The organism is Acinetobacter sp. YH12102 (assembly GCF_013419125.1).
In the GTDB taxonomy this organism is placed as follows: Bacteria; Pseudomonadota; Gammaproteobacteria; order Pseudomonadales; family Moraxellaceae; genus Acinetobacter; species Acinetobacter pseudolwoffii.
Map to the genome: position 1 here is coordinate 111,418 of NZ_VPAS01000003.1, position 24,927 is coordinate 136,344.

The 24,927-nt window shown below is 43.9% G+C and carries 27 protein-coding genes and 1 tRNA gene; 11 read left to right on the forward strand and 17 right to left on the reverse strand.

Going from position 1 to position 24,927, the window contains the following annotated elements:
* Positions 1–138: 138 nt before the first annotated feature.
* Positions 139–576 (forward strand): PaaI family thioesterase, encoded by a 438-nt coding sequence (locus FTU42_RS03115; RefSeq protein ID WP_100357436.1) that lies wholly within the window; start codon positions 139–141, stop codon positions 574–576.
* 35 nt (positions 577–611) lie between these two features.
* Here the strand turns inward: FTU42_RS03115 and FTU42_RS03120 are convergent, their stop codons facing one another.
* Positions 612–1,067, reverse strand: a complete 456-nt coding sequence (locus FTU42_RS03120; RefSeq protein WP_180083011.1) for a hypothetical protein — start codon at positions 1,065–1,067, stop codon at positions 612–614.
* Between the two features lie 236 nt (positions 1,068–1,303).
* Here FTU42_RS03120 and FTU42_RS03125 point away from each other — a divergent pair.
* Positions 1,304–1,379, forward strand: a tRNA-Asn gene (locus tag FTU42_RS03125).
* Between the two features lie 90 nt (positions 1,380–1,469).
* Here the strand turns inward: FTU42_RS03125 and FTU42_RS03130 are convergent.
* The 12 genes from FTU42_RS03130 to FTU42_RS03185 all read right to left on the reverse strand — a co-directional run bounded on the left by FTU42_RS03130 (position 1,470) and on the right by FTU42_RS03185 (position 11,774).
* Positions 1,470–2,303, reverse strand: a complete 834-nt coding sequence (locus FTU42_RS03130; protein ID WP_180083012.1) for a DUF4198 domain-containing protein — start codon at positions 2,301–2,303, stop codon at positions 1,470–1,472.
* A gap of 136 nt (positions 2,304–2,439) precedes the next feature.
* Entirely contained in the window at positions 2,440–3,093 is a 654-nt protein-coding gene (locus FTU42_RS03135; RefSeq protein WP_005097541.1) for a tRNA-(ms[2]io[6]A)-hydroxylase, read from the reverse strand.
* Between the two features lie 13 nt (positions 3,094–3,106).
* Entirely contained in the window at positions 3,107–3,832 is a 726-nt protein-coding gene (gene pdxJ / locus FTU42_RS03140; RefSeq protein WP_005170127.1) for a pyridoxine 5'-phosphate synthase, read from the reverse strand.
* A gap of 13 nt (positions 3,833–3,845) precedes the next feature.
* Positions 3,846–4,556, reverse strand: coding sequence for a DNA repair protein RecO (locus FTU42_RS03145; RefSeq protein WP_180071838.1), 711 nt, complete (start codon positions 4,554–4,556; stop codon positions 3,846–3,848).
* 11 nt (positions 4,557–4,567) lie between these two features.
* Entirely contained in the window at positions 4,568–4,762 is a 195-nt protein-coding gene (locus tag FTU42_RS03150) for an NF038104 family lipoprotein (RefSeq protein WP_005097547.1), read from the reverse strand.
* Positions 4,763–4,799: 37 nt separating this feature from the next.
* A complete protein-coding gene (era, locus tag FTU42_RS03155; RefSeq protein ID WP_005097549.1) occupies positions 4,800–5,828 on the reverse strand; it encodes a GTPase Era in 1,029 nt (342 codons plus the stop codon).
* Positions 5,828–6,526: a ribonuclease III gene (rnc, locus tag FTU42_RS03160; protein WP_005097550.1), complete on the reverse strand. Its 699-nt coding sequence runs from the start codon at positions 6,524–6,526 to the stop codon at positions 5,828–5,830. The genes era and rnc overlap by 1 nt, the downstream gene beginning before the upstream one ends.
* Positions 6,498–6,869: a DUF4845 domain-containing protein gene (locus FTU42_RS03165; protein ID WP_005170117.1), complete on the reverse strand. Its 372-nt coding sequence runs from the start codon at positions 6,867–6,869 to the stop codon at positions 6,498–6,500. The genes rnc and FTU42_RS03165 overlap by 29 nt, the downstream gene beginning before the upstream one ends.
* Positions 6,870–6,893: 24 nt before the next feature.
* The gene (gene lepB / locus FTU42_RS03170; protein ID WP_180083013.1) at positions 6,894–7,721 is read right to left on the reverse strand and encodes a signal peptidase I; all 828 of its coding nucleotides are present in this window, start codon (positions 7,719–7,721) and stop codon (positions 6,894–6,896) included.
* Positions 7,722–7,741: 20 nt separating this feature from the next.
* A complete protein-coding gene (gene lepA / locus FTU42_RS03175) occupies positions 7,742–9,559 on the reverse strand; it encodes a translation elongation factor 4 (protein WP_005097556.1) in 1,818 nt (605 codons plus the stop codon).
* Between the two features lie 249 nt (positions 9,560–9,808).
* Positions 9,809–10,264, reverse strand: coding sequence for a thioesterase family protein (locus FTU42_RS03180; RefSeq protein ID WP_100355707.1), 456 nt, complete (start codon positions 10,262–10,264; stop codon positions 9,809–9,811).
* Between the two features lie 127 nt (positions 10,265–10,391).
* Positions 10,392–11,774 carry a Do family serine endopeptidase gene (locus FTU42_RS03185; RefSeq protein ID WP_100357440.1) on the reverse strand — a complete coding sequence of 461 codons (1,383 nt, stop codon included), beginning with the start codon at positions 11,772–11,774 and terminating at the stop codon, positions 10,392–10,394.
* A 236-nt stretch (positions 11,775–12,010) separates the two neighbouring features.
* On the opposite strand from FTU42_RS03185, the gene nadB reads away from it, so the two are divergent.
* Positions 12,011–13,639 (forward strand): L-aspartate oxidase, encoded by a 1,629-nt coding sequence (gene nadB / locus FTU42_RS03190; RefSeq protein WP_005170113.1) that lies wholly within the window; start codon positions 12,011–12,013, stop codon positions 13,637–13,639.
* A 109-nt stretch (positions 13,640–13,748) separates the two neighbouring features.
* On the opposite strand, the gene FTU42_RS03195 is transcribed toward nadB, so the two are convergent.
* The 4 genes from FTU42_RS03195 to pabC form a co-directional block, all read right to left on the reverse strand.
* Positions 13,749–14,165 carry a PaaI family thioesterase gene (locus tag FTU42_RS03195; RefSeq protein WP_180083014.1) on the reverse strand — a complete coding sequence of 139 codons (417 nt, stop codon included), beginning with the start codon at positions 14,163–14,165 and terminating at the stop codon, positions 13,749–13,751.
* Positions 14,166–14,249: 84 nt separating this feature from the next.
* Entirely contained in the window at positions 14,250–14,861 is a 612-nt protein-coding gene (gene tmk, locus FTU42_RS03200; RefSeq protein ID WP_180083015.1) for a dTMP kinase, read from the reverse strand.
* Positions 14,862–14,863: 2 nt separating this feature from the next.
* The gene (gene mltG, locus FTU42_RS03205) at positions 14,864–15,922 is read right to left on the reverse strand and encodes an endolytic transglycosylase MltG (protein ID WP_180083016.1); all 1,059 of its coding nucleotides are present in this window, start codon (positions 15,920–15,922) and stop codon (positions 14,864–14,866) included.
* 1 nt (position 15,923) lies between these two features.
* Positions 15,924–16,736, reverse strand: a complete 813-nt coding sequence (pabC, locus tag FTU42_RS03210) for an aminodeoxychorismate lyase (protein WP_180083017.1) — start codon at positions 16,734–16,736, stop codon at positions 15,924–15,926.
* Between the two features lie 159 nt (positions 16,737–16,895).
* On the opposite strand from pabC, the gene FTU42_RS03215 reads away from it, so the two are divergent.
* The 8 genes from FTU42_RS03215 to FTU42_RS03250 all read left to right on the forward strand — a co-directional run bounded on the left by FTU42_RS03215 (position 16,896) and on the right by FTU42_RS03250 (position 24,912).
* On the forward strand, positions 16,896–17,903 hold the full coding sequence (locus FTU42_RS03215) for a sulfate ABC transporter substrate-binding protein (protein WP_159138201.1): 1,008 nt from the start codon (positions 16,896–16,898) through the stop codon (positions 17,901–17,903).
* A 178-nt stretch (positions 17,904–18,081) separates the two neighbouring features.
* On the forward strand, positions 18,082–19,095 hold the full coding sequence (locus FTU42_RS03220; protein ID WP_159138202.1) for a sulfate ABC transporter substrate-binding protein: 1,014 nt from the start codon (positions 18,082–18,084) through the stop codon (positions 19,093–19,095).
* Between the two features lie 29 nt (positions 19,096–19,124).
* Positions 19,125–19,730 (forward strand): alpha/beta hydrolase, encoded by a 606-nt coding sequence (locus FTU42_RS03225; protein WP_005097569.1) that lies wholly within the window; start codon positions 19,125–19,127, stop codon positions 19,728–19,730.
* 87 nt (positions 19,731–19,817) lie between these two features.
* Positions 19,818–20,651 (forward strand): sulfate ABC transporter permease subunit CysT, encoded by an 834-nt coding sequence (gene cysT, locus FTU42_RS03230; RefSeq protein ID WP_005097570.1) that lies wholly within the window; start codon positions 19,818–19,820, stop codon positions 20,649–20,651.
* Positions 20,648–21,541: a sulfate ABC transporter permease subunit CysW gene (cysW, locus tag FTU42_RS03235; RefSeq protein ID WP_005097571.1), complete on the forward strand. Its 894-nt coding sequence runs from the start codon at positions 20,648–20,650 to the stop codon at positions 21,539–21,541. The genes cysT and cysW overlap by 4 nt, the downstream gene beginning before the upstream one ends.
* 11 nt (positions 21,542–21,552) lie before the next feature.
* Complete coding sequence (locus FTU42_RS03240) at positions 21,553–22,614, forward strand: sulfate/molybdate ABC transporter ATP-binding protein (protein ID WP_005097572.1); 1,062 nt, start codon at positions 21,553–21,555, stop codon at positions 22,612–22,614.
* A 54-nt stretch (positions 22,615–22,668) separates the two neighbouring features.
* Positions 22,669–23,592 carry a CysB family HTH-type transcriptional regulator gene (locus tag FTU42_RS03245; protein WP_074383339.1) on the forward strand — a complete coding sequence of 308 codons (924 nt, stop codon included), beginning with the start codon at positions 22,669–22,671 and terminating at the stop codon, positions 23,590–23,592.
* 114 nt (positions 23,593–23,706) lie between these two features.
* On the forward strand, positions 23,707–24,912 hold the full coding sequence (locus FTU42_RS03250) for an outer membrane protein transport protein (protein WP_218949798.1): 1,206 nt from the start codon (positions 23,707–23,709) through the stop codon (positions 24,910–24,912).
* Positions 24,913–24,927: the final 15 nt, after the last annotated feature.

Sequence of the window (24,927 nt, forward strand, 5' to 3'; positions counted from 1 at the left end):
TAACCACAATAACTTTTAACCATCTAATATAACTATTGCTATGAGCAACATTACATCAAAATATGTCACTTGCTATTATTGATGTTTCACTTTTAAATAAAATCGAAACAGCTAAAGAATAATCACAGGAAAAGCAGAATGAATCCAAAAGAAATGAACGGTTTGGCCTTATTACAAGCGATGCGAGATGGGAAAATTCCCGCTCCAAGCATTAGCGAAACCATGTCGATGCAACCTGCCGTTATCCAAAGCGGATACGTAGAATTTAAAGTCAAAGCCGATCACCGGCATTTAAATCCGCTTGGTGGCGTGCATGGTGGTTTTGCAGCAACTGTTTTAGACACGGTGACAGGCTGTGCGATTCATACTTTACTCGAAGCAGGGGTCGGTTATGGCACGATTGATCTGAATGTTAAAATGTGCCGACCGATTCCTCGAGACCAGCAGCTTAAAGCGACCGGACAATCAATTAACCTCAGTAAAAATCTGGGTATTGCTGAAGGTCGGATTCTGGATGAAGAAGGCCGTTTATATGCCCATGCCACTGCGACCTGTATGATTATTCGCCCTGAATAACCAGGAGAACCTATGGCCAGCATTCAATCGATGACCTAAGCAATATTGCCCTTCGTCTGTCCGGCTTGAACACAGGCGATCTGTGGTCGGCTTAAGCCCTGAAACTCAAAATAATGCTTGGACACATTGGCCAGCTCTACATCTTGTATTTGCGCTGTCGATGCCTGCCAAGCTTTGGATTGATTGGTACCGGTCAAAAGATTACCTGAAATGGCATAGATATATAATTCTTTGCTTTGCTCTTTCAGATAATCGGCATTCAAAAACACTTCAAAGCTAAATTGACGTTCAGTTTCTACCAACCATTTTTCTGCAAACCATAATTGCAGCAAATCACCTAGATACAAGGGCTGTTGCGCCAAGGGCCATAGCTTGATATGAGCATCTGTAACAGGAATATAATACTGTGCTGGATCTGCAATAATCTGCAGATAGTTTTCTTGATAATAAGTGAGTTGAGAGAAAATTTGAGGGATGCTGAGCGTATTCATTCGCTGTCTCCGGTTTAGCCATTTTTGTGCTGGCAAGTAGGTTTAAATCCACACTGTTTGACCATTTGGTCAAACGACTTTATGGTTTTAATCTAGCAAGTGAAATTTATTCTGACAAGTATTTTTCGTAAAATTTATGCAATTGTCTAAATTAAAAACAGACAGGCTGAATTTGTTATAAATATGACAGTTTTTGCTTGACCCCTGTCAAAATCCCTCTATAATCGCTTTCAGATTCTCCAATAGCTCAGTCGGTAGAGCGACGGACTGTTAATCCGCAGGTCCCTGGTTCGAGCCCAGGTTGGAGAGCCAAATACTAAAAAGCCCACTCATAACGAAGTGGGCTTTTTTTCGTTTAATATTTTATAAAACAAGCCTGAATGATTTCAGGCTCGTTTTGGCTTAATCCATTACATTAAAAGCCAAGGTATATTTATAACGCTTTAAATCATTCTTTTTTATTTCGAAAGGCTGCTGATAATCAATTTTCATTAAGTACTGGCCTTTTTCCTGCATATTAAAGTTGAGTAACCCTTGCGCATCTGTTGTGAGCGCTTTATAGATTTTTTTATCACGACTAAAATCTGTCGTTTGTGCCAAAATCTCAACGTTTAAATTCGCAACTCCTTTTTTATCATCCAGTACTTTCAATTGAATCGCTTGAGATTTTTTAAATGCATTTGGATGCGTGATAAATTGAACATCAAAGCCAGCATGGATATGCTGAATGACCTGATTCGACGTCACACGCCGTGAGACAAAGGTTTCAATAATATCGATAGTCTGCACAGTTTTCTGTGGCATGTTTTTCTTCAGCGCTTGCTGATAAATCACATTTTGATTGGCGGCTTGATTGGCTTTTGGAACAGCACTTAGAACCATTTTCCATTTTTGAGCAACCTGTGCATACTTTAGGCTATTCCCCTGTTTCTCGCCACGAATCCGATAGGTACCCTCTTGTTTATTTTCCAGACTATAACTACTTAGGGTTTGTGTTTTGGTCCATGCATCATCTGCAAGATAAATCTTTTGGCCTGTAGGCGTATGATAATGAAACTTAAAGTTTTTAATCGCCACTTCCGAGGCAAATGGATTGTCATAAAAGCCAGATACAATCGCAGTGTGATTGTTAAAAGTTTGATAACTTAGTGGGGCAACATAAGGATAGTGTGCAAAGGCTGTACTGCTGATCACTCCAAAGATCAAAAAAGACATGACTTTTACCAGCTTATTCATTATTTCATCATCGTTATTAAGAAATCTGCTGTATTTTATGGATTAAGTCTGTAGATGTAAATAATTCTCATTTATATATTTGCTCTGGATATAAAAAATCCCCCATGAACGGAGGATTTTTAAATGTTCACTGCAATTAAGCCGCTTGAGCCGGAACACCGCTATGGAAACGGAAAGTGTCATCTGGTGTCAGAATCAGCTGCTTTTCAACGTTACGAATATGATCAATCCGGCTTTGAATATCCTCTTGCGGATTTTTCAATTTTGCCGTGGTCGCCACATCCATCGCCAAAGCCAGATAGTCCTCAAAGTGACGAGATTCAGACTTAAGCAAGTAACGGTAATAACGTGCCAACTCATCATCCACACGCGAAGCCAGCGCGTAGAAACGCTCACAAGAGCGTGCTTCCACAAAAGCACCAATCACCAAGACATCAATCAAGGCTTCAGGTTCAAAAGTCCGGATTTCTTTGCGCAAGCCACCGGCATAACGTCCCGCACTTAAGTTCTGCCAGGCCTGTCCACGTTTGTTCATCAGTTCAAGCACTTGTTCATAATGCAGCATTTCTTCACGCACTAACTGCGCAAGCTTCACCTGTAAATCAACAAAGTAACTATAGCGAAACATCAGATTCATGGCCGTGCTGGCTGCTTTTTTTTCACAGTTGGCATGATCTTGCATCAAGATTTCAAGATTTTCGACCGCCACATCCAGCCATGCCTTGGGCGTTTCACACCCCAAGAAAGCAATCACCGGCTGCATCAGTTCATCATAATTAATATTCGACATAACGATTCTGATCTTAACGTGCTGACTTAATCACAGCTTTCATTTGCTGAACGGCTTGTGCCAGACCTACAAATACAGCATCTGCAATTAATGAGTGACCAATATTAAGTTCATGAATTTGTGGAATCGCCGCAATTGGCGTTACATTATCCAGGTTCAAACCATGGCCTGCATTCACTACCAGACCTTTCGATGCGGCATATTCAGCGCCTTTAATAATGCGCTCAAGCTCAGCCTGCTGGGCTTCAGGCGTTTCTGCATCGGCATAAGCACCGGTATGAATCTCGATGGTCGGTGCACCACAAGCAACTGCTGCATCAATTTGGGCAAAATCAGCATCAATAAACAAAGACACATCACAACCAATCGCTGCCAGTTCTTGCGTAGCTGCTTTGACTGATTCGAAATGGGTCACCACATCCAGACCACCTTCAGTGGTGACTTCCTGACGTTTTTCAGGGACAAAACAGACATGATGCGGTTTAATTTCCTTGGCAAAAGCGACCATCTCATCTGTCACCGCCAGCTCGAGGTTCATACGGGTTTTCAGTGCAGGACGCATACGACGCACATCTTCATCCTGAATGTGACGACGGTCTTCACGCAAGTGCAAGGTAATGCCCTCTGCCCCGGCCTGCTCACAGATCAATGCAGCATTGACTGGGTCTGGGTACGTTGTACCACGTGCTTGTCTTAATGTTGCGACATGGTCAATATTGACACCAAGTAATGCAGCCATAATCTTTTCCTAACTACGTTTGAGATTGAGAGTTTTGAATCCAGAGTTGCCGACTTTTTAATGGTCGATCACCCAATAAGGCCGTGATCACCTGTCGATACAGTTTCGTCAACAATTGTAACTGTTCCGGATTAAAATCCCCACCATTTTCATGCGTCAACATGCTTAAAATCTGTTGACCGGAAATAGTGGAGCGTAAGGCTTTGGCCGATGGCATAAAGCCGGCATTGAGCTGAAAATAATAGTGTTGTAGCGGATCAATCTGCGCCTGATTGGCATCTAGGGAAAAATCCAGACCATAACCGAGTTCTTCCAGCAAGATATGTTCAAATTGCCGCAAAATCTGTTTTAAGTATAAATTAGGATTAGATTGTTCTGATAATTGCTGCAATGCAGTTAATGTCTCTGCATATTTGGCAAAGGTTTGCGGCATTTCCACTTCTAGAGGGCACAAACGTAACAGAACTTCATTCAGGTAAAAGCCTGAAAAAAAGGCATCGCCAAAAAAGAAAATCGGCTGATTGACAATTTCCAGCTTGGTAAAGTTTTTGAGTTCTGATTTTCCGGTGGCTTGCAAACTGATGGGCTGATATTGCGGCGGCGGTGTTTGCCGGAGAATGCCATCCATACGACCGTATTCCTGGGTAAATAAATGCACAATATGGCTGCGCTCACGGTACTTACGATGATGAATCAGATAACCATGCAGTACTTCGTTACGCATAAGCGGACACTTTAATCCTTATCTTTTTTTGATTTTTTATCATCGTCGTCATCTCCATCCGGGATGACTGCGCCCACAACAGCCGCAGTGCCTTTGACTGCGACTTTTGTGGTTTTATAAGCCACCTTGACAGGAACCGTGACCACTTTATGGATACAGCCTTGCAAGAATAAAACACATGCAAGCACTGCCAACACTTTCATCATCACGAAATTCCTTAAAGGGGCTTATTAATTTTATAACTTAGATATCGCTATAACCTAAGCTTTTCAATGCACGTTCATCATCAGACCAGCCGCCTTTGACTTTCACCCAAAGGGTCAGCATGATTTTCTGTTCGAACATTTTTTCCATGTCGAGACGTGCATCCATACCGATTTTTTTCAGCTTAACGCCTTTCTCACCAATCACAATGGCTTTTTGGCTTGGACGATCGACAAAAATCGTAGCATCAATATAGGTACAGGCCGGCTTCATACGACCAGTCTTTTCATTCATCACTGGCTGTTCAGTTTTGAATGATTCAATCTGCACGGTTAAATCATATGGCAGTTCTTCACCCAGCTGACGCATGATCTTTTCACGAATAATTTCAGAAGCCAGGAAACGCTCTGAACGGTCAGTTAGTTGATCCAGGGAGTACAATGGCGGCTGGAACGGCAGATACTTGGCAATCGTGTCACGTAAATGCTCAAGATTGGCACCACGAAGTGCAGAAACAGGTACGATTTCCGCAAAGTTCATCAGCTTTTCGCGCTCACGAATCAGTGGTAAAGCTTCGTTCTTGTTCTCAAAAGTATCTAATTTGTTGATCACCAGAATCACCGGCATTTCAGCATTTTTCAGCTTTTCCAGTACCAGATCATCATTCGGCGTCCACTTCTGTGCATCCACCACAAACAAAACCAGATTCACATCACGTAAAGCCGAATGGGCAGCACGGTTCATCATTTTATTGATGGCACGTACTTCCTTTTTATGCATCCCCGGCGTATCCACGAATACCGCCTGAGACTTTTCACGCGAATCAATCCCGACAATTTTATGCCGTGTAGTTTGCGGTTTACGTGAGGTAATTGAGAGTTTCTGACCCAAAATATGGTTCATTAAGGTAGATTTACCCACATTCGGGCGACCTACAATAGCGACAAAACCACTGCGATAATCCGACGGAATTTCGGTGCCTTGTGCGCTAAAAAATTGATTTACCAGGTCGTGACTGTCGCTTTGCGACTCGTGATCAGCATCAATGTGATCGGAATGAGTAGTCATTAAGACTTATGCTCCAAAAGTTTTAAAATATCTGCCGCAACGGCTTGTTCAGCAAAACGTCGGCTGGCGCCTTCACCCTGCATGGTCGGTAATCCCTCAATCTCACATTCCACTTTAAAATGCTGATTAGGGGCATCACCTTGAATATCTACAACCTCGTAAACTGGGAGAGGTTTCTTACGTGCTTGTAGATACTCTTGTAAACGTGATTTAGGGTCTTTAAGCTGATCGGTCGGCTCAATATGATCCAAATACGGTTCATACCATTTTAACACAATTGGCTCTAACACAGTGAGATCAGCGCAATCCACATAGATTGCGCCAATAATGGCTTCTACAGTATCTGCCAGTATAGACTCGCGATGATGACCGCCAGATTTCAATTCACCGGTACTGAGAATTAAACTCTGACTGAGTTTTAAATCATTGGCGATTTTCCCCAATGCTTCCTGTCGAACCAAGGTGGCACGCATACGCGTCAGCCGGCCTTCGTTTTCGCTTGGGTAGGCAGTGAAGAGATAATTCGCAATGATCATCCCTAAAAGAGAATCGCCTAGAAATTCTAGGCGTTCATAGTTTTGTTTATGACTGACTGAACGATGGGTCAGTGCCAGCTTGAGCAGTTCAGCTTGTTTAAACTGATAACCGATCCGTCTGGCAAGACGTTCATCATTGAGTTTTGACTGCGCTTTGATCAAAATTTTTCTCAAACTTCATCACTAAATCGATATTCATTATGAAATTTTTACGAATTTCATAATTCTTGTGTATCTGCAAACCATCGGTATGGATAACTTTGGCAATTTCATCAAACTTCAGATCGCGAATATTATTCATTGATAAACGCTGATCCATCTGCTGACGGAATTTTTCTGGTGTTATATTGGCTGGCGCACTTTTTAACAGCGCCTCAATCTCACCATCGACCATACGATCATCAAAGTAGGGTCCCCACACTGCAATCGCTACTTTGGCTAGAAATGCAAACCCCACGATTGCAAATAAAATCCCAATATACGAAGCACCTTGTTGATGTCTCATTTTTTATTTTCCTGATTGAAACAATTAATCGATTGTCCCGTTGCGACCAAACGATGGCAATTTAAAGCCAGGTTCTTTATGCATCCAGATATAGAATGCACGACCTGTTAAGTTTTCTTCCGGAACAAGCCCCCAGAAACGGCTGTCAGCACTCTGATCGCGATTATCCCCCATCGCAAAGTAATGACCTTCTGGCACCTTTACTTCCCAATATAAACCATTTTCACTTGAATATTTACCATTTTCCACAAAGTTAATATAAGGCGCCTGACGTGCGACATTAACCCCTTCCAGCTCACGCATGGTAAAGCTATGCTGACCTAAAGTTTCTTTATGATAAATGGCATTGGGTGTATCCAGACGATCTTTTTCACGGCTAAATTCCACTGGAACTTTCGCTACTTGTTCACCATTGATGCTCAACTGACCCTGATCATAGACAATATGATCACCGGGTAAACCAATAATACGCTTGATATAACTGATGGTCGGTTGTGGTGGATAACGGAATACTGCCACATCGCCACGCTCTGGACTGCCAGTATCAATAATTTTAGTGTTGACCATAGGCAGTTTCACGCCATAGTCAAATTTATTCACCAGAATAAAATCCCCAGTTTCCAGGGTTGGCACCATTGAATCCGATGGAATATTAAACGGTTCAAACAAGAACGAACGCAGCACCAGTACAATCGTCAGTACTGGCCAAAAGTCATAAGCCCAGGTAATGATAAAATTTTCATTGCCCTTGCCGCGAGTTTGTCTTTGTTTCAGGACAAACTTGTCAAGCAACCACAGTGCGACAAAAAACAGCGTCGCAGGAACAAGAATCAAATTAAAATCAAAATCCATGGGCTTATATCCTTATTCTTCTAGCGTTCGACTTTTAACACAGCGAGGAACGCTTCTTGCGGGATTTCGACACTACCCACCTGCTTCATGCGTTTCTTACCTTCTTTCTGTTTAGACAGAAGTTTTTTCTTACGTGACACGTCACCACCATAACATTTGGCCAATACGTTTTTACGCATGGCTTTTACAGTAGAACGTGCAATGATTTGCGCACCAATTGCCGCCTGAATTGCCACATCAAACATTTGACGCGGAATCAGGTCTTTCATTTTTTCCACCAGCGCAATGCCACGATGACGCGCGTCGTTACGGTGACAGATCATTGCCAGAGCATCGACTTTTTCACCATTGATCAGTACATCCACTTTTACCAATGAAGAACTTTCAAAACGGACAAAGTTATAGTCGAGGGATGCAAAACCACGTGAACAAGACTTCAATTTATCGAAGAAATCCATGACCACTTCTGCCATTGGAATTTCAAAAGTAATCGACACCTGATTGCCGAGGAATTTCATGTCTTTTTGTATGCCACGGCGCTCGATACACAAGGTCATGACATTACCCAGATATTCTTGCGGTACTAAAATATGACATTCGGCAATCGGTTCACGTAAATCTTCTACGGTTGAACCATCCGGCATTTTAGACGGGCTGTCGATATAAATCGTCTGGCCATTTTTCATCACCGCTTCATAAATTACGGTGGGCGCAGAAGAAATCAGATCAAGATCATACTCGCGCTCTAAACGCTCTTGTACAATCTCCATGTGTAGCATGCCCAAGAAGCCACAGCGGAAACCAAAACCAAGTGCATCCGAACTTTCCGGTTCAAAGAACAAGGCCGAGTCATTAATTTGCAGTTTATGCAAAGCTTCACGAAACGGTTCAAAGTCACTGGCATCAATCGGGAATAAACCGGCATAAACCTGCGGTTTTACTTTTTTAAAGCCCGGTAGGGTTGCAACTTCAGGTGTGGTTGCCAAGGTAATGGTATCACCCACCGGCGCACCGAAAATATCTTTAATACCGGCAATCACGAAGCCGACTTCGCCTGCTTCCAACATGCCTGTTTCAGTATGTTTCGGGTTAAAGATCCCCACAGAAGTAATGATGTGCGTTTGACCTGTTGATTTCATCAACATCTTGTCGCCTTTACGCACACGACCCTGCTTTACACGTACCAGAGAAACTACCCCAAGGTAGTTGTCAAACCATGAATCTACAATCAGCGCTTGCAACGGCGCTTCGCGATCACCCACAGGTGCCGGAATCACATTCACCAGGGTTTCTAAAACATTTTCAATGCCCAGACCGGTTTTGGCTGAACATGTCGGTGCTTCTGTCGCTTCAATGCCGATAATTTCTTCAATCTCGTGAATCACACGCTCAGGTTCAGCTTGCGGCAAATCGATCTTGTTCAGTACGGGCAGTACTTCCAGACCTTGCTCAATCGCGGTATAGCAGTTGGCGACAGACTGTGCTTCCACACCTTGCGCCGCATCAACGACTAATAAAGCACCTTCACAGGCTGCGAGCGAGCGCGACACTTCATACGAGAAGTCAACGTGTCCCGGCGTATCAATAAAGTTCAGCTGATAAACTTCACCATTTGGATGGGTATAGTTTAGCGTCACCGAAGTGGCTTTAATGGTAATCCCACGTTCGCGCTCAAGCTCCATAGAATCGAGGACTTGAGCCTGCATTTCACGATCTTGCAAACCACCACAGGTCTGAATAAAGCGATCTGCGAGGGTCGATTTACCGTGGTCAATATGCGCAATAATCGAGAAGTTACGAATGTTTTTAATATCAACAGATTTTTTAGCTTGCGCCATGGGTTACCTTGAGAAAAAACGCGCTATGTAATTTAAAAATATTACATAACAAAAGCCGAATAGAAATTGCGAAGGATTATAGCAGAATGGTGATCTAGAAAAAGAATTATATTTTTAGCTTTGTCCACTCTGCCAAAATACCTGTCCAGCGATCTCAAGCTCAATCACTGCAATGAAAATTTGAAAATCACACCATGTTTTTGCTAAACCTGATTGAAATATCTAACTCTGTGCCAAAGAAGTGAGCGCTTATTGATCTAGATACACTATTGAAAAATCATAAGGATTGATCTGATCAGAAAGAGGTTGATAGGCTTGGGTAAAGGTAGGCGACATGCGTTTAGGACGCCCAGTGGCCATTTCAATACAGGCCCACTGCGTACTACCTGTAAATAACAGGTTTTGATCCTGTGGTCGATAAAATGCATATTGGCGAAATGAATACAGTGCATTGATATCGTTCAACCAGGTTCGCAAAATAATTTCATCGCCCTCGAAAGCAGCCTTGCGATATTGCACCTGATGCTCAACTGCCACCATGGCATGTTTCAGTTCCACATATTCCTTTAACCCCAATCCCAATTTTTCAATATGGGCTGTGGCGACCTCCTGCATCCACTGTACATAGACCACATTATTGACATGGCCCAAGCCATCGATATGTTCAGCTTGCACCTTTAACGCAAGATCAAAAATAGCTGTCACTTTTCTCTTATCCTTTCCATTATTTTCAACTGAATAGAGTCTACCGAATTTATAGGCTGGGTAAATTGCAAATAATAAAAAACCGCCCATCAAAAGCGGTTTTTTATATTTAAAAATCTGAATAGAATTAGATACGCATTCCGACAATCGCACGCTGCCCTTGGCGCATGAGCGTAACGCGTGCCACATTGCCCTTCTTCAACTCAGAAACTTCTTGTACAAATTGCTCTGCGTTCAATACTGCCTTGTTATTAATATGCGTTACCACATCGTTTGGCATGATACGCGCCTGTGCGGCAATGCCACCTGAACGAACATCCTGAATCATGACCCCGCCTTTGATCTCCAGTCGATCCTTTTCTAGCGAACTTAAATCACGAATAGCTACACCAATTACAGGCCCTTTGCTCGGCTGCGCCTGTGCTCCAGCTTTTGCAGGGGTATCATCCGGTGCGGTACTTAAGGTTGCTGAAATATTACGGCGCTTATCATCACGTAAAACCTCCAGCTGTACCTGTTGCTGAGGTGCAGTACGGTTGAGATAGTTTAATAATTCACTGGTGCGTGAAATCGCAGTGCCGTTATATTTTAAAATCACGTCGCTGACACGTAGACCGGCACGTGCGGCGGGTGAATTTGGTGCAACCTGAGTAATTAATGAGCCTTCGGGCTTAGAAAGGTTGTAAGACTCTGCCAGATTACGGTCGATATCCTGCAAGCTGACCCCCAGATAGGAACGGGTCACTTTACCATTCTTTTTCAGCTGCTCTGCCACTTCCATGGCCACATCAATCGGAATTGAGAAGGAGAGCCCCATATAACCGCCGGTTCCACTGAAGATCCGCGAGTTCACCCCGACTACTTCACCATGCTGGTTAAATAAAGGCCCACCAGAGTTACCCGGGTTGAGGGCCACGTCTGTCTGGATAAAAGGCACTGCTGTTTCACCCATCATGTTGCGCATTTTGGCACTGACGATTCCGGCAGAGGCCGAATAATCAAAACCAAATGGCGAACCAATCGCGAGCACAGGCTCACCGACACGTAAGCGGCCTACATCCCCGGTACGCAATTCTGGAAAATTCGAACCTGTGACCTTAAGTAAAGCTACGTCGGTACGTGCATCACTTCCCACCACAGTGGCATCAATTTCACGGCGATCATTCAGGGTAATGGTGACTTTAGATGCATCCTCAACCACATGATGATTGGTCAGCAGATAGCCATCTTTACTGATAAAAAATGCACTGCCATAGCCGGTTTTTTCCTGTGGCATGCGCTGCTGCGGGATAATCACCTGATTGCCAAAGAAGCGACGCAGAATTTCCGGAACTTGTTGTTGTAAGAGTTCTTCTTCGCTCATTTTTTTAACGACATTGACACTGACCACGGCAGGACTGACCTGCTCGACCAGATTTGAAAAATCAACCGGTGTGACAGCCTGCAACTGTGCAGCACTCATGGTCAGGGTCGCTGCAAATAATCCTTTTTTTAAGTCTAGAGTTTTCATATAAATTATTCACTCAAATTGTTGATAAATTTATGTAAATAGGTTTTATCACAAACATTGTAAAGTTTAAGTAATAATATGTTTCAATGCTTCACGCTGGACAATATCTCATCATTAAAACACTAAGTTAAGGCTTTGATTAATTTTTTTCATTAATAAATGAGCATTTCAACGCTTGCCTTTTGCACAAAAAAGCGCTGTTATTACCAAACTTTTTTTAAAATTAGCTGATGGACATGTCTAATTCATCCCTTACCCATCAATTTGACGTCATTATTGTGGGCAGTGGCGGTGCCGGTTTAAGTTTAGCCTTATCGCTCCCGGACCATTTTAATATTGCAGTTTTAGCGAAATCCACCCTGACAGATGCCAGCACCTTTTATGCGCAAGGCGGTGTTGCTGCAGTACTCGATAAAATGGATTCGATTGAACAGCATATTGATGACACCATGATTGCAGGTGCACAGCTATGTGAAATGGACGCAGTCAAACAGACGGTAGAAGGGGGCAAACCATCAGTTGACTTTCTGCTAAAACACGGTGTGCAATTTACCCTGGATGAACAGGAACAGTTGCATCTCACCCGTGAAGGCGGCCATTCACAGCGCCGGATTATTCATGCCGCAGATGCCACAGGTCGTGCAATTTCGACTACTTTGGTACAACGCGCCCAAGAAAAATCAAATATCACTATTTTTGAAAATTATATTGCGATTGATCTGATCTGTTCACATAAACTTGGCCTAGACGGTGAAAACCGCGCGCTAGGTTTATATGTGCTGGATGAAAAAAATGAAAAAGTACATACTTTTTTAGCGCCCTTTACCGCCCTTGCCTGTGGCGGTGCAATGAAAGCCTATCTTTATACATCAAATCCGGATATTGCCACAGGTGACGGCATTGCCATGGCCTATCGTGCCGGCTGCCGGGTGGCTAACATGGAATTTAACCAGTTCCATCCGACCTGTCTCTATCATCCACAAGCGCGCTCCTTCCTCATCACTGAAGCAATGCGCGGCGAAGGGGCTTATCTGCGTCTGCCCGATGGCGAACGCTTTATGCTGCGTTTTGACGAGCGCGCCGAACTTGCACCACGCGATATTGTCGCACGCGCAATCGACTATGAAATTAAGCGCTTGGGTATTCGGCATGTCTGGCTGGATATTACCCATAAGGATGAAAGCTTTGTTAGAGAACATTTTCCTACGCTTTATGCCCGCCTGCTGGAACTGGGTATTGATATCACCAAAGATATGATTCCAGTGGTACCTGCAGCCCATTACACCTGTGGTGGCGTTGTGGTCGATGAACATAGCCAGACTGATATCGCAGGTCTATATGCAATTGGGGAAACCTCTTATACTGGTCTGCACGGTGCTAACCGAATGGCCAGTAACTCACTTTTAGAATGCTTTGTGTATGGCATGAGTGCAGCCAAGCATATCGAATCTCATTTCAATGCTGACTATGCCTTTCCGCCCGTACCCATCTGGGATGACTCACAGGTAACCAATCCGGATGAAGATGTGGTGATTCTGCAAAACTGGGATGAGCTACGTCAGACCATGTGGAACTATGTCGGTATTGTGCGCAGCACCAAACGTCTGGAACGTGCCTTGCATCGTATTGAAATGCTGAAAAAAGAAATCACCGAGTATTACCAAGATTATCAGGTCAGCAAAAACCTGATCGAGCTTCGCAATCTGGTGCTGGTCTCAGAAATGATTGTGCGCTGTGCCATGCAGCGTAAAGAATCTCGTGGCCTGCATTTCACGCTGGACTATCCGGAATTATTGCCTGAATTACGCAAGACCATTCTAAATCCGGTGAATTTTGAAGTAGAAACACCCTTGGTCAATATTTAGATTATTGGGGAGATATGATTTGAAAAGTCATATCTCCCTGTCTTTTAGCGCCCACCTACTTAATTAAGCTTAGGCTATTTATATTACTGAACTTCTATTCTTCAGGTGTTTAGTGTTGAGGTGGAATGGCATAAGTCGCAGTAACATGCGCCACTGGCTCATCAAGGTCTACAGAATAAATCCAGACTTCCCCGACAATCAGAGCTTTACCGACTTTAATAAGCTTGCACTCTCCCCGCAAATCCGTGCCACCTGAAGGTTTACGGAGAAAATTGATATTCAGATTGGTGGTGACAGCCAAACCCACCAGGCCAATTTCGCCCAGAATAGCGACATATAAAGCAAGATCGGCCAAGGTCATCATAGTTGGGCCAGAAACAGTACCACCCGGACGCAACTCTTGTGCGCTAACCTGATACAGCAAAGTTGCACCGCGTGGAACAACGGCTTCGATCCTACATTTTTCTAGGCTTTGTGGAAATTCTTGTTGTAAAAATTGTTGGATTTCGGTTTTGGTCGTTTTCATCTTATTAAAATAATCTTCTATATTGCCTTCACTATAGAAGATTTTTCACACATTCACCTAGTGAAAATTAAAATAAACAGGATTTCAATTTAAACCAGATTTCAAATAACTTAAAGCCTGCTCGAATACCTGCTCCGGTGTGCGGGTCGCATCCAGACGTTTGATCCGTTCCGGATGACGCTGCCACAACGTTTCATAGCCGACTCTTACTTTCTCAAAGAAAGTGACTTTCTCTTGTTCAAAGCGATCCAGGGCGCCACGCGCGTGTGCTCGGTTCATTCCCAGTTCAATCGGTGCTTCTAACCAGAAGGTGATGTCCGGCATACGTGCCACAAAGTGATCATTTAATAACTGCAGCTTTGTTTCACTGAGTCCACGACCTGCACATTGATAGGCAAAGCTGGCATCAGTAAAACGGTCACAGAGTACAATTTTTCCGGCTGCTAAGGCTGGCAGAATGACTTGTGCCAAATGCTGGGCACGCGCCGCATACATCAATAGTAATTCGGTATCATGCGCCATCGCTTCTTCATGATTCACAGCCAGAAGTAGTGCACGGATCTGCTCGGCCATCGGCGTACCACCCGGCTCGCGCGTAAGCATCACATCTTTGCCTTGGGCCATAAAATCGTCATAGATCGAACGAATGAGTGTGGTTTTACCTACACCTTCTGTGCCTTCAAAGCTAATAAACATACTCATTCCTTATTCTTCGAGCGTAAAATGGTCAGATACTCCTGCACTGCTTTATTGTGATCATTCAGATTGGTCGTAAACGTATGTCCGCCATTGCCCGTGGCGACAAAATAAAGGTTGTCAGAATTATCCGGATGCATGGCTGCTTCAATGGCTTTCTTACTTGGCAGTGCAATTGGCGTTGGCGGCAAACCAGACATGGTATAGGTGTTATACGGCGTCGGCGTACGTAAATCCTTGCGGGTAATATTGCCATTATAGGCATCGCCCATTCCATAAATCACGGTAGGATCGGTCTGTAAACGCATGCCAATTTTTAAACGGCGCACGAACACTCCAGAAACCTGTTCTAGCTCACTATCCACACTGGTTTCTTTTTCAATGATCGACGCCATGATCAGCGCTTCATATTTATTCTGATAGGGCAGATCAGTCACGCGTTTTTCCCAGGCCTGATCCAGTGCCTTCATCTGGCGCTGATACAGATTGGTTAAAATTTTACGGTCAGTTTCACCTTTAGCAAAGAAGTATGTATCCGGTGCAAACAGACCTTCAGGATGTGAAAATGGAATATTGAGCTCTTTAAGGAGTTGTGCCGTTGGCAAATGTGACACTTCTTTGGTCACCAGATCATCTTTCTTCAAAGCATCAATCAGCTGTTTGAATGTGGTTCCTTCAATCACCAAAATCCGGTTCATCTGGGCATTTTCAGCATTGGAGATCATATCCAGAACCTGACGAATACTCATGCCCTGGCGCACTTCATATACGCCAGCTTTCATGGTGTCATGAATCAGGATGCGCTGATAAAGCTTGAGAATAATCGGGAAACTGACCTGTTTTTCTTTGGCCAGACGGTCAATAAAACCAGAATAGGTTTCCCCTGACCCAATCGCCAGCAGCTGTTTTTGTCCGTCTACAGGATAGTCTTTGCACAAACTACTTTTTAAGACCAGTACCAAAATCAAGGCAAGTCCAATCAGGACGAAGGCAATTCCTTTGAAAAGTGACGAAAATTTGGCTGTATTGTTCTTTTTGGCTTTAGACTTGGAAGCTGACATATTAAGACATCTGATTTAATCGAAGACGGTTAAAAAGTTCAATACAAGCATCGCCATCCAAGGATCGCTGCTCAAATTGAGTGACAATTTTCATCGGGTTTAGCGCATTACAAAAAAACAGACTCTGAATATGGGCTATTTCCTCCATATCGATGTAACGTTGCTGACAGGCAATTCCCTGATCTTGCATCCGTTGTAGAATTTCTGCACGCATCACCCCAAAGACGCCATTATAACGAAGTTCCGGCGTAATCCATGTATTGTTTATACAAATGAAACAATTACTGCTCACCCCTTCGACAACCCCGCCCTGTACATCTGTCACCAGTGCCTCAGACCAACCGCGCTGATCCGCCTCCTGCTTGAGCAAAACCTGCTCCAGGCGATTCAAGGTTTTTAGTCCGACCAGACCCGGCATGGTCAATCCCAGTGCCTGCTGTAATACCCCACTTTGGATCTGTTCATACTTTAAATCATGTAGGGCTTGAGGATAATAAAATAGCCACAGATCCGCCGGATGCTCTGGCAAACTATAGCCCCGCTCGCCGACTCCACGACTCAGCACGATCTTTAATGTTCCATTCAGCTGACTTTCTGATTCACGTAAAAGTTCCAAACTTTCTGCAATCAGAGCTAAATCAGCATGCAAACTTAATTTTTGATTACTGAGCTGCAAACGTGCCAGATGACGATCATATAATTCCACCCGGTCCTGTCGAATCCGGGCCGTGCTAAAACAGCCATCACCATAATGAAAGGCCCGATCGAGTACTTCTATCTCACTGACATGTTTCGCATTTTTCAAACAGAGCATATTTTATTGCCTCTCAAATCAACAATTGAGTACTGAGAGATAAGCTCCATCGATTTATCTCTTTTACTCACATCAAATGCATTTTTAATTATTTTTTATGCAAAATATCTCTAGCTACTCTTGCCTTATCCAACAAAAGCTAAAAAAATTGAGGCAAAAATGAATATTGGTAAATTAAAAATTGGGGTATTGGCTGCACTGGTTTCGGCCACTGCTTTCAGTGTGTCTGCAAAAGATTTCCTGAACGTGTCTTATGACCCAACTCGCGAATTATATGACAATTTTAATAAGGAATTCAGCGCATACTGGAAAAAAACCACGGGGCAAGACGTGAACTATAAACAGTCGCATGGCGGTTCAGGTAAACAGGCCCGTGCTGTGATTGATGGTCTGGATGCAGACGTCGTGACCCTGGCGCTGGCGGCCGACATTGATGAAATTGCAGCGAGAGGTCTGCTGCCTAAAGACTGGCAGAAAAAATTCCCGCAAAACTCAACCCCCTATACTTCCACCATCGTCTTTCTGGTCAAAAAAGGCAATCCAAAAGGAATTAAAGATTGGGGAGATCTGGTGAAGCCTGGGGTAGAAATCATTACACCAAACCCGAAAACTTCTGGCGGTGCACGCTGGAACTATCTGGCGGCATGGGCATGGGCCAAACATCAACCTGGTGGCAATGACAGCAAAGCACAAGATTTCGTGCGTCAAATTTATAAACAGACCAAAGTGCTGGACTCAGGCGCACGTGGAGCCACCACCACTTTTGCTGAGCGCGGGATCGGTGATGTATTACTGGCTTGGGAAAATGAAGCGCATCTGGCTACTCGTGAACAGCCGGGCAAATTTGAAATCATCACGCCAAGTCTGTCAATTTTGGCCGAGCCACCGGTGGCAATTGTAGAGAAAAACGCCAAGAAAGATGGCAATGAAAACCTGGCCAAAGCTTATTTGAATTATCTGTATTCTCCTGCGGGGCAAACTGTGGCTGCGAAGAATTTCTATCGTCCACGTAATAGCGAAGTATTAAAGAAATATAGCAGCGTATTTAAACCTTTAAAGTTAGTCACCATCGACAAAGAATTTGGTGGCTGGACCAAGGTACAAAAAGCACATTTCGATAATGGCGGGATCTTTGATCAAATTGTAAAGGCAAATCATACGAAATAATGAGGCAGTCCAGCAGAAACAATGGCCTTTATTGATAAGGCCATTTTCATTTCAATAACTTCAGCTCCGTCTTATCTTTTTTTTTCATATAAAATTCGTTTTTATTTATTTTTTACGCATAAAGAATAGGTTTATTCTGCAGCTATGTTACAAAACGTGTAAGAAATTGAGGTTTCTAATGAGTATTTCAAAAACAATAAAACTTGGGGTTCTGGCTGCTGTGATTTCGGCAACCTCATTAGGTGCTTCAGCACGTGATTTTCTGAATGTTTCCTACGATCCGACACGTGAATTGTATGAAGATGTCAACAAGAGTTTTGGCAAATATTGGGAAAGCCGTACGGGTCAAAAAATTAACTTCAAGCAATCCCATGGTGGTTCTGGTAAACAGGCCCGCTCTGTTATTGATGGCTTGAATGCAGATGTGGTGACTTTGGCCCTCGCAGCCGATATTGATGTGCTTGCAGAAAAAGCCAAATTATTGCCAACAGACTGGCAAAAGAAACTGCCACAAAACTCGACACCGTATACCTCAACAATCGTATTTTTGGTGCGTAAAGGCAACCCCAAAGGGATTAAAGACTGGGGCGATCTGGTGAAACCGGGTGTCGGCATTATTACCCCGAATCCGAAAACATCAGGTGGCGCGCGCTGGAACTATCTGGCGGCATGGGCATGGGCCAAACATCAGGCCGGTGGCAATGACACGACTGCACAAGAATTTGTTCGCCAAATTTATAAAAACACCAAAGTCCTGGATTCAGGTGCGCGTGGTGCAACTACCACCTTTGCCGAGCGCGGGATCGGTGATGTCTTGCTGGCCTGGGAAAATGAAGCGTACTTAGCGATTCGTGAGCAACCAGGTAAGTTTGAAATTATCACGCCAAGTCTGTCTATTCTGGCTGAACCGCCAGTGGCGATTGTAGAAAAAAATGCAGCGAGAAAAGGCAATAAGCATCTGGCTCAAGGTTATTTAAACTTCCTGTACTCACCACTGGGGCAAGATCTGGCAGGCAAACATTATTATCGCCCACGCAGTGAAGTAGCTTTAAAGAAATATAATCATGTGTTCAAACCACTCAAACTGGTAACGATTGATCAGGAATTTGGCGGCTGGGCAAAAGTGCAAAAAGCGCATTTTGAGAATGGCGGTATTTTCGACCAGATTGTGAAGGCAAACAGCGCGAAGTAATTCGCAGCTGATCTGACAGGAGCATCGACATGATACATACGCTTATTGTTCCAGGTGTAGGTGGTAGCGAATACAATCACTGGCAAACATGCTTACAACATCAGCTCAGTCGATGCTCTCGTGTGCAACAAAAAGATTGGAATCATCCCGTTTTGCAGGAATGGATCACTGAATTTGTCAAAGCCCTGCAAGATATTCAAGATGATGTACAGATTGTAGCGCACAGCTTTGGCTGTTTAACCTCGGTCGCAGCACTGGCACAACATCCAGAATTGACTGCTAAAGTTAAAAAGCTGATTCTGGTCGCGCCGGCCAATCCGGCACGTTTTGGGGAAAATGGTTTTGTTCGTAACAGCCAGACCGATTACAGCCATTATTTTCAGCAAGTGCAGATTCAGGTTCCGGCCACGTTATTAATCAGTGAAAATGATCCCTGGTTAAGCTATGCAGACGCCCAGTTTCTGGCCAAAGCCTGGAAACTCAAACCGATTAATCTCGGACAGGTGGGGCATGTCAATGTCGCTTCAGGATTTGGCCCTTTTCCTGAACTTGCCCAGTATTTGATTTCAGAAAAGACTATGCAACATATCAGCAATACTGATGACAGCAAGTATTATTTCAAATTTGCATTTTAGTCGTTGCAAATTATGCTTGTGTCCAATTTCTTTTTTTAATTTTCGCTGGTTAGTTTTAACCAGCTTTCTCTCTTTTGAGGAGTCATCATGTCGCAGCGATCCCGAGTGCTGCCAGGATTTGGTCTTTCTCTAGGCTTTACCCTAGCGTATTTATCATTAATCGTTTTAATCCCGCTGTCTGCTGTTTTTATTAAATCACTGGGCATTGGCTGGGAAGGCTTGTGGGAAATCCTGAGCTCTGAACGTATTCAAAAATCACTACAACTCAGTTTCAGTGCAGCCATTATTGCTGCGCTGGTGAATGTGGTGTTTGGCCTGTTATTGGCCTGGTGTCTGGTACGTTATAGCTTCCCGGGCAAACGTATTGTCGATGCCTTGGTCGATTTGCCTTTTGCCCTGCCAACAGCGGTGGCCGGTATTGCCTTGACCTCTTTATATGCGCCGACTGGCTGGATTGGTCAGTATCTTGAACCGATTGGTATTCAGGTTGCTTATACCCCGATTGGTATTACGCTGGCTCTAATCTTTATTGGTCTGCCTTTTGTGGTTCGTACCGTACAGCCAGTACTCAGTGATCTGGAAACCGAACTGGAAGAAGCTGCATCTGCACTCGGGGCAAATCGCTTGCAAATTGTGACCAAGGTCATTTTCCCGATTTTACTTCCTGCGCTTATCACTGGCTTTGCGTTAGCTTTCGCTCGCGGTGTTGGTGAATATGGTTCGGTGATCTTCATTGCCGGGAATCAGCCTTTTGAAACAGAAATTGCCCCACTGATGATTATTTCCCGTTTAGAAGAATATGATTATGCCGGTGCAACCACAATTGCGGTGGTGATGTTGCTGATTTCATTTGTCCTGCTGTTCCTGATTAACTTACTGCAAGCTTGGGCCAGCCGCCGTACCGGGAGAACTGCACGATGAGTTTGAATACCAACAGCAATGCACTGGCTGAAAAACTGCAATCCCGTGATGCAACCCGTGAGCCAACCTGGGTACGTTATACCCTGATCACTATTGCACTGATTTTTTTCTTGAGCTGCCTGATCCTGCCTTTGATTCTGGTTTTTGTGGAAGCCTTTAAACAGGGAATTGGTGTTTATACACAGGCATTGGTGCATCCAGATACTTTATCTGCGGTCAAACTTACACTTTTGACTGCTGCAATCGCCGTACCGCTGAACGTGGTATTTGGTGTGGCTGCGGCATGGTCAGTGGCGAAGTTTAACTTTCGGGGTAAATCCTTCCTGACCACCTTGATTGATATGCCATTTTCGGTCTCTCCCGTGATTGCCGGTTTAATGCTGGTACTGATTTTCGGTACGCAAGGCTGGATGGGGTCCTGGCTAATGGACAATGACATCAAGATCCTTTATGCAGTGCCTGCCATTGTCCTGGCGACCATCTTTATTACTGTACCTTTCGTGGCTCGTGAGTTAATTCCATTAATGGAAGCACAAGGCACGGAAGAAGAAGAAGCTGCGATTGTGCTCGGTGCATCTGGCTGGCAAACTTTCTGGAAAGTGACCCTGCCAAATATCAAATGGGGTCTGATTTACGGCGTGATTCTGTGTAATGCACGGGCCATGGGTGAGTTTGGTGCAGTATCGGTTGTATCCGGTCATATCCGCGGTGAAACCAATACTTTACCGCTACACGTCGAAATTCTTTATAACGAATATACCTTTAGTGCTGCGTTTGCCGTGTCTTCGCTTCTGGCTCTCCTCGCAATTGTCACCCTGATTTTAAAAACATGGGTGGAACTGCGCCAGGAAAAACAGGACAAACGTAATCAAGATTCTACAGTTTCTTAAGGAATGCCAACATGAGTATTCAAGTACAAAATATTGAAAAACACTTTGGTGCATTCCATGCACTTAAAAATATCTCGCTGGATTTCCCAGATGGTCAACTGGTGGCCCTGCTCGGCCCATCAGGTTGCGGCAAAACCACGCTTTTACGGATTATTGCCGGTCTGGAATCTGCAGATGGCGGTCAGGTCATTCTGGAAGGTCAGGATGCGACCAATGTTCATGTACGTGAACGTGAAGTCGGCTTCGTGTTTCAACATTATGCCCTGTTTCGTCATATGACGGTATTTGACAATATTGCTTTTGGTCTGCGTGTTCGCCCACGTAAAACCCGTCCATCTGAAGCGGAAATTAAAAAACGTGTTACGCGTTTACTTGATTTGGTTCAGCTGGGTTTCCTCGCTGACCGTTACCCTGCTCAGCTTTCAGGTGGCCAGCGTCAGCGTATTGCATTGGCACGTGCCTTAGCCGTTGAACCGCGTGTGCTGTTGCTAGATGAACCTTTCGGTGCACTGGATGCCAAAGTCCGTAAGGAATTACGTCGCTGGTTACGTACCTTGCATGATGAGTTGCACATCACCTCGATCTTTGTGACCCACGATCAGGAAGAAGCACTGGAAGTGGCCGATCAGATTGTGGTGATGAACAAAGGTAATGTCGAACAGATCGGTTCGCCACGTGAGGTCTATGAAACGCCGGCAACCCCATTTGTGTTTGATTTCTTGGGTCAAGCCAATCGTTTTGAAGGCCAGAACAACGGCGGCATTATTCAGCTCGGGCAAGATCGCATTCACTTTGATGGCGCAAAAAATGCTGCTCAAGGTGAAGTGATTTTATTCGCACGTCCTGATGAGCTGCGCATTCATGCACAGCCACAAGACAATGCCATTCAGGCCACCTTCATACGTGAATTATGGATTGCAGGTAAAGTCGTTGCAGAACTGAATGACCGTCAGGGTAACTTGATTGAAATTTTACTGACACCTGATGAAGCAAGAGCACACCAATTCCGCCCCAATCAAACCGTGTGGTTAAGTGCGGTGAACTTGCATTTATTTGAAAATCAGGTCGCTTAAGACCAAAAGATGGGGCTTCGAAATGCCCCATCCTCTTCTAGGGTAAAGAGAATTATGAATTTCCAACAATTAAGAATTATACGAGAAACGGTTAGACAGAACTTTAATTTAACTGAAGCCTCAGCTGCACTTTATACTTCGCAGTCTGGAGTAAGTAAGCATATTAAAGATCTGGAAGATGAGCTTGGCGTGCAGCTGTTTATTCGTAAGGGTAAGCGTCTACTGGGTTTAACCGAACCGGGTCAGGCACTATTAGGAATTGTAGAACGCATGCTGGTCGATGCCGATAATATTAAGCGTCTGGCTGATGATTTTAATAAAGTTGATGAAGGTACCTTGACCATTGCCACCACGCATACCCAGGCGCGCTATGTGCTACCGCCGATTGTCAGCCAATTTAAAAAAGAATTTCCTAAAGTACATTTGATTCTGCAACAGGCCAGCCCGGTAGAAATCACGGAAATGCTGCTGCAAGGTCAAGCCGATATCGGTATTGCAACCGAAGCACTGACGACTGAAGACAATCTGGCCAGCGTACCTTATTATAACTGGCAACATAGTATTATTACGCCGCAAAATCATCCACTTGCAATTAAAGATCAGATCCGGATCGAAGATCTGGCCCATTACCCGATTATTACCTATCATGGTGGTTTTACCGGTCGCTCCAAGATTGATACCGCCTTTGAAGAAGCAGGCTTTGATGTCGATATCGTCATGTCCGCACTCGATGCCGATGTGATTAAAACCTATGTAGAAATGAATATGGGCGTCGGCATTGTCAACGATGTCGCTTATGACCCGGAGCGTGATTACCGTTTAAAACAGATTAAAACGGATATTTTTGGCATGAATACCACCTGGATTGCGGTACGTAAAGGACATTTACTACGTGGTTATGGCTATGAGTTTATTTCCCTGTGCTCGCCGGATGCCGATATTAAAGCGCTTAAAAAAGTCGCTTATCCAGACGAATAAAAATATATAAGTTTTCAATCAAAGAGGCCCGCGAGCCTCTTTATTATTTTCAAGTGGATAATCTATATAAATATCAAGCATAATCACATTAATAATAAATTGAATTATACCAATATGATCGACAGCAAATTTGCTCTTTTCTGTATGGGCTGCGCTTTTTCTGGGTCAGGTTATAGCGCTGCTTTTGAACAGTCCAATCAAAGTATTCACTCTTTTTTTGAAAAAAATCATTATGCTGAAATTTCATTGGCTTGGGTTCGCCCTGATATTAGCGGTCAGGTACAGCATACCGAGCAGCTGCAACAACTGGGTATTACTGACTTTTCTACGGGCCAACTTGCCAGTACGCAATTTATCTCTAATGTTGCCTTAAAATTACAGCTTCACCCTCAACTATCATGGGGACTGATTTATGATCAGCCTTATCATGTAGATGTGGCTTATAGTTATAATCCTGTTTTTGCAGGTGAAGCGCTTTCTGTTGAGGCCGCGAGTATCCAGTTTGATAGCCACAATCTCACATCATTAATCGGCTTCCAACCGGATAATCACTGGAATTTTTATACAGGGCTAAGTTATCAAAGTCTGGAAGGAAGCTTATATTTATCCGGGCAAACCTTTTATATATTTAATGGTTATCGGGCTACATTTGAACAAGATCCCGCTTGGGGCTGGCTTGCAGGAATTAGTTATCAGATTCCAGAATATTTTTTTAGAACCGCACTGACCTATCGTTCTGCAATCACTCATCACAATAAAACCACTGAATCGATTGTTGTAGGTACGACTCCAGCACCTTATACAGAAATTCAAACTCCTCAGTCAGTAAATCTGGATTTTCAGACAGCTTTAACTGATCAAAATGCGCTCTATGGCACACTGCGTTGGTCGAACTGGCAAAATTTTGTCATTCAGCCGCCTCAATTCGGTGCAGTGATTGACTATGCGGCCTTAGAATTCCCAGAATTAAAATCATTCAGGATGATTGATTATCGGGAGGATCAATGGTCTGCCAAAATTGGTCTGGCACATCAATGGCCATCCTTTGGTATTAATTTTATTGAACTATTATGGGATTCTGGTACAGGAAATCCGGCTTCAACATTGAATCCGAGTGATGGCTATTGGGGCGTCGGACTAGGTCATCTTTATAAGATTCAGGAAACTTGGGATATTGCTACAGGACTATATTATTTAAAGTTTCAAAAACCTGAAATTTCCTCATCCGAACCTATTACGCCACAGATTGCAGGTTTATCTGCAGTTTCTGATAACAGTGCTTTGATCCTAGGTTTGAAACTGGGCTATCACTTTCAATAGCTTCTAATAAATAAA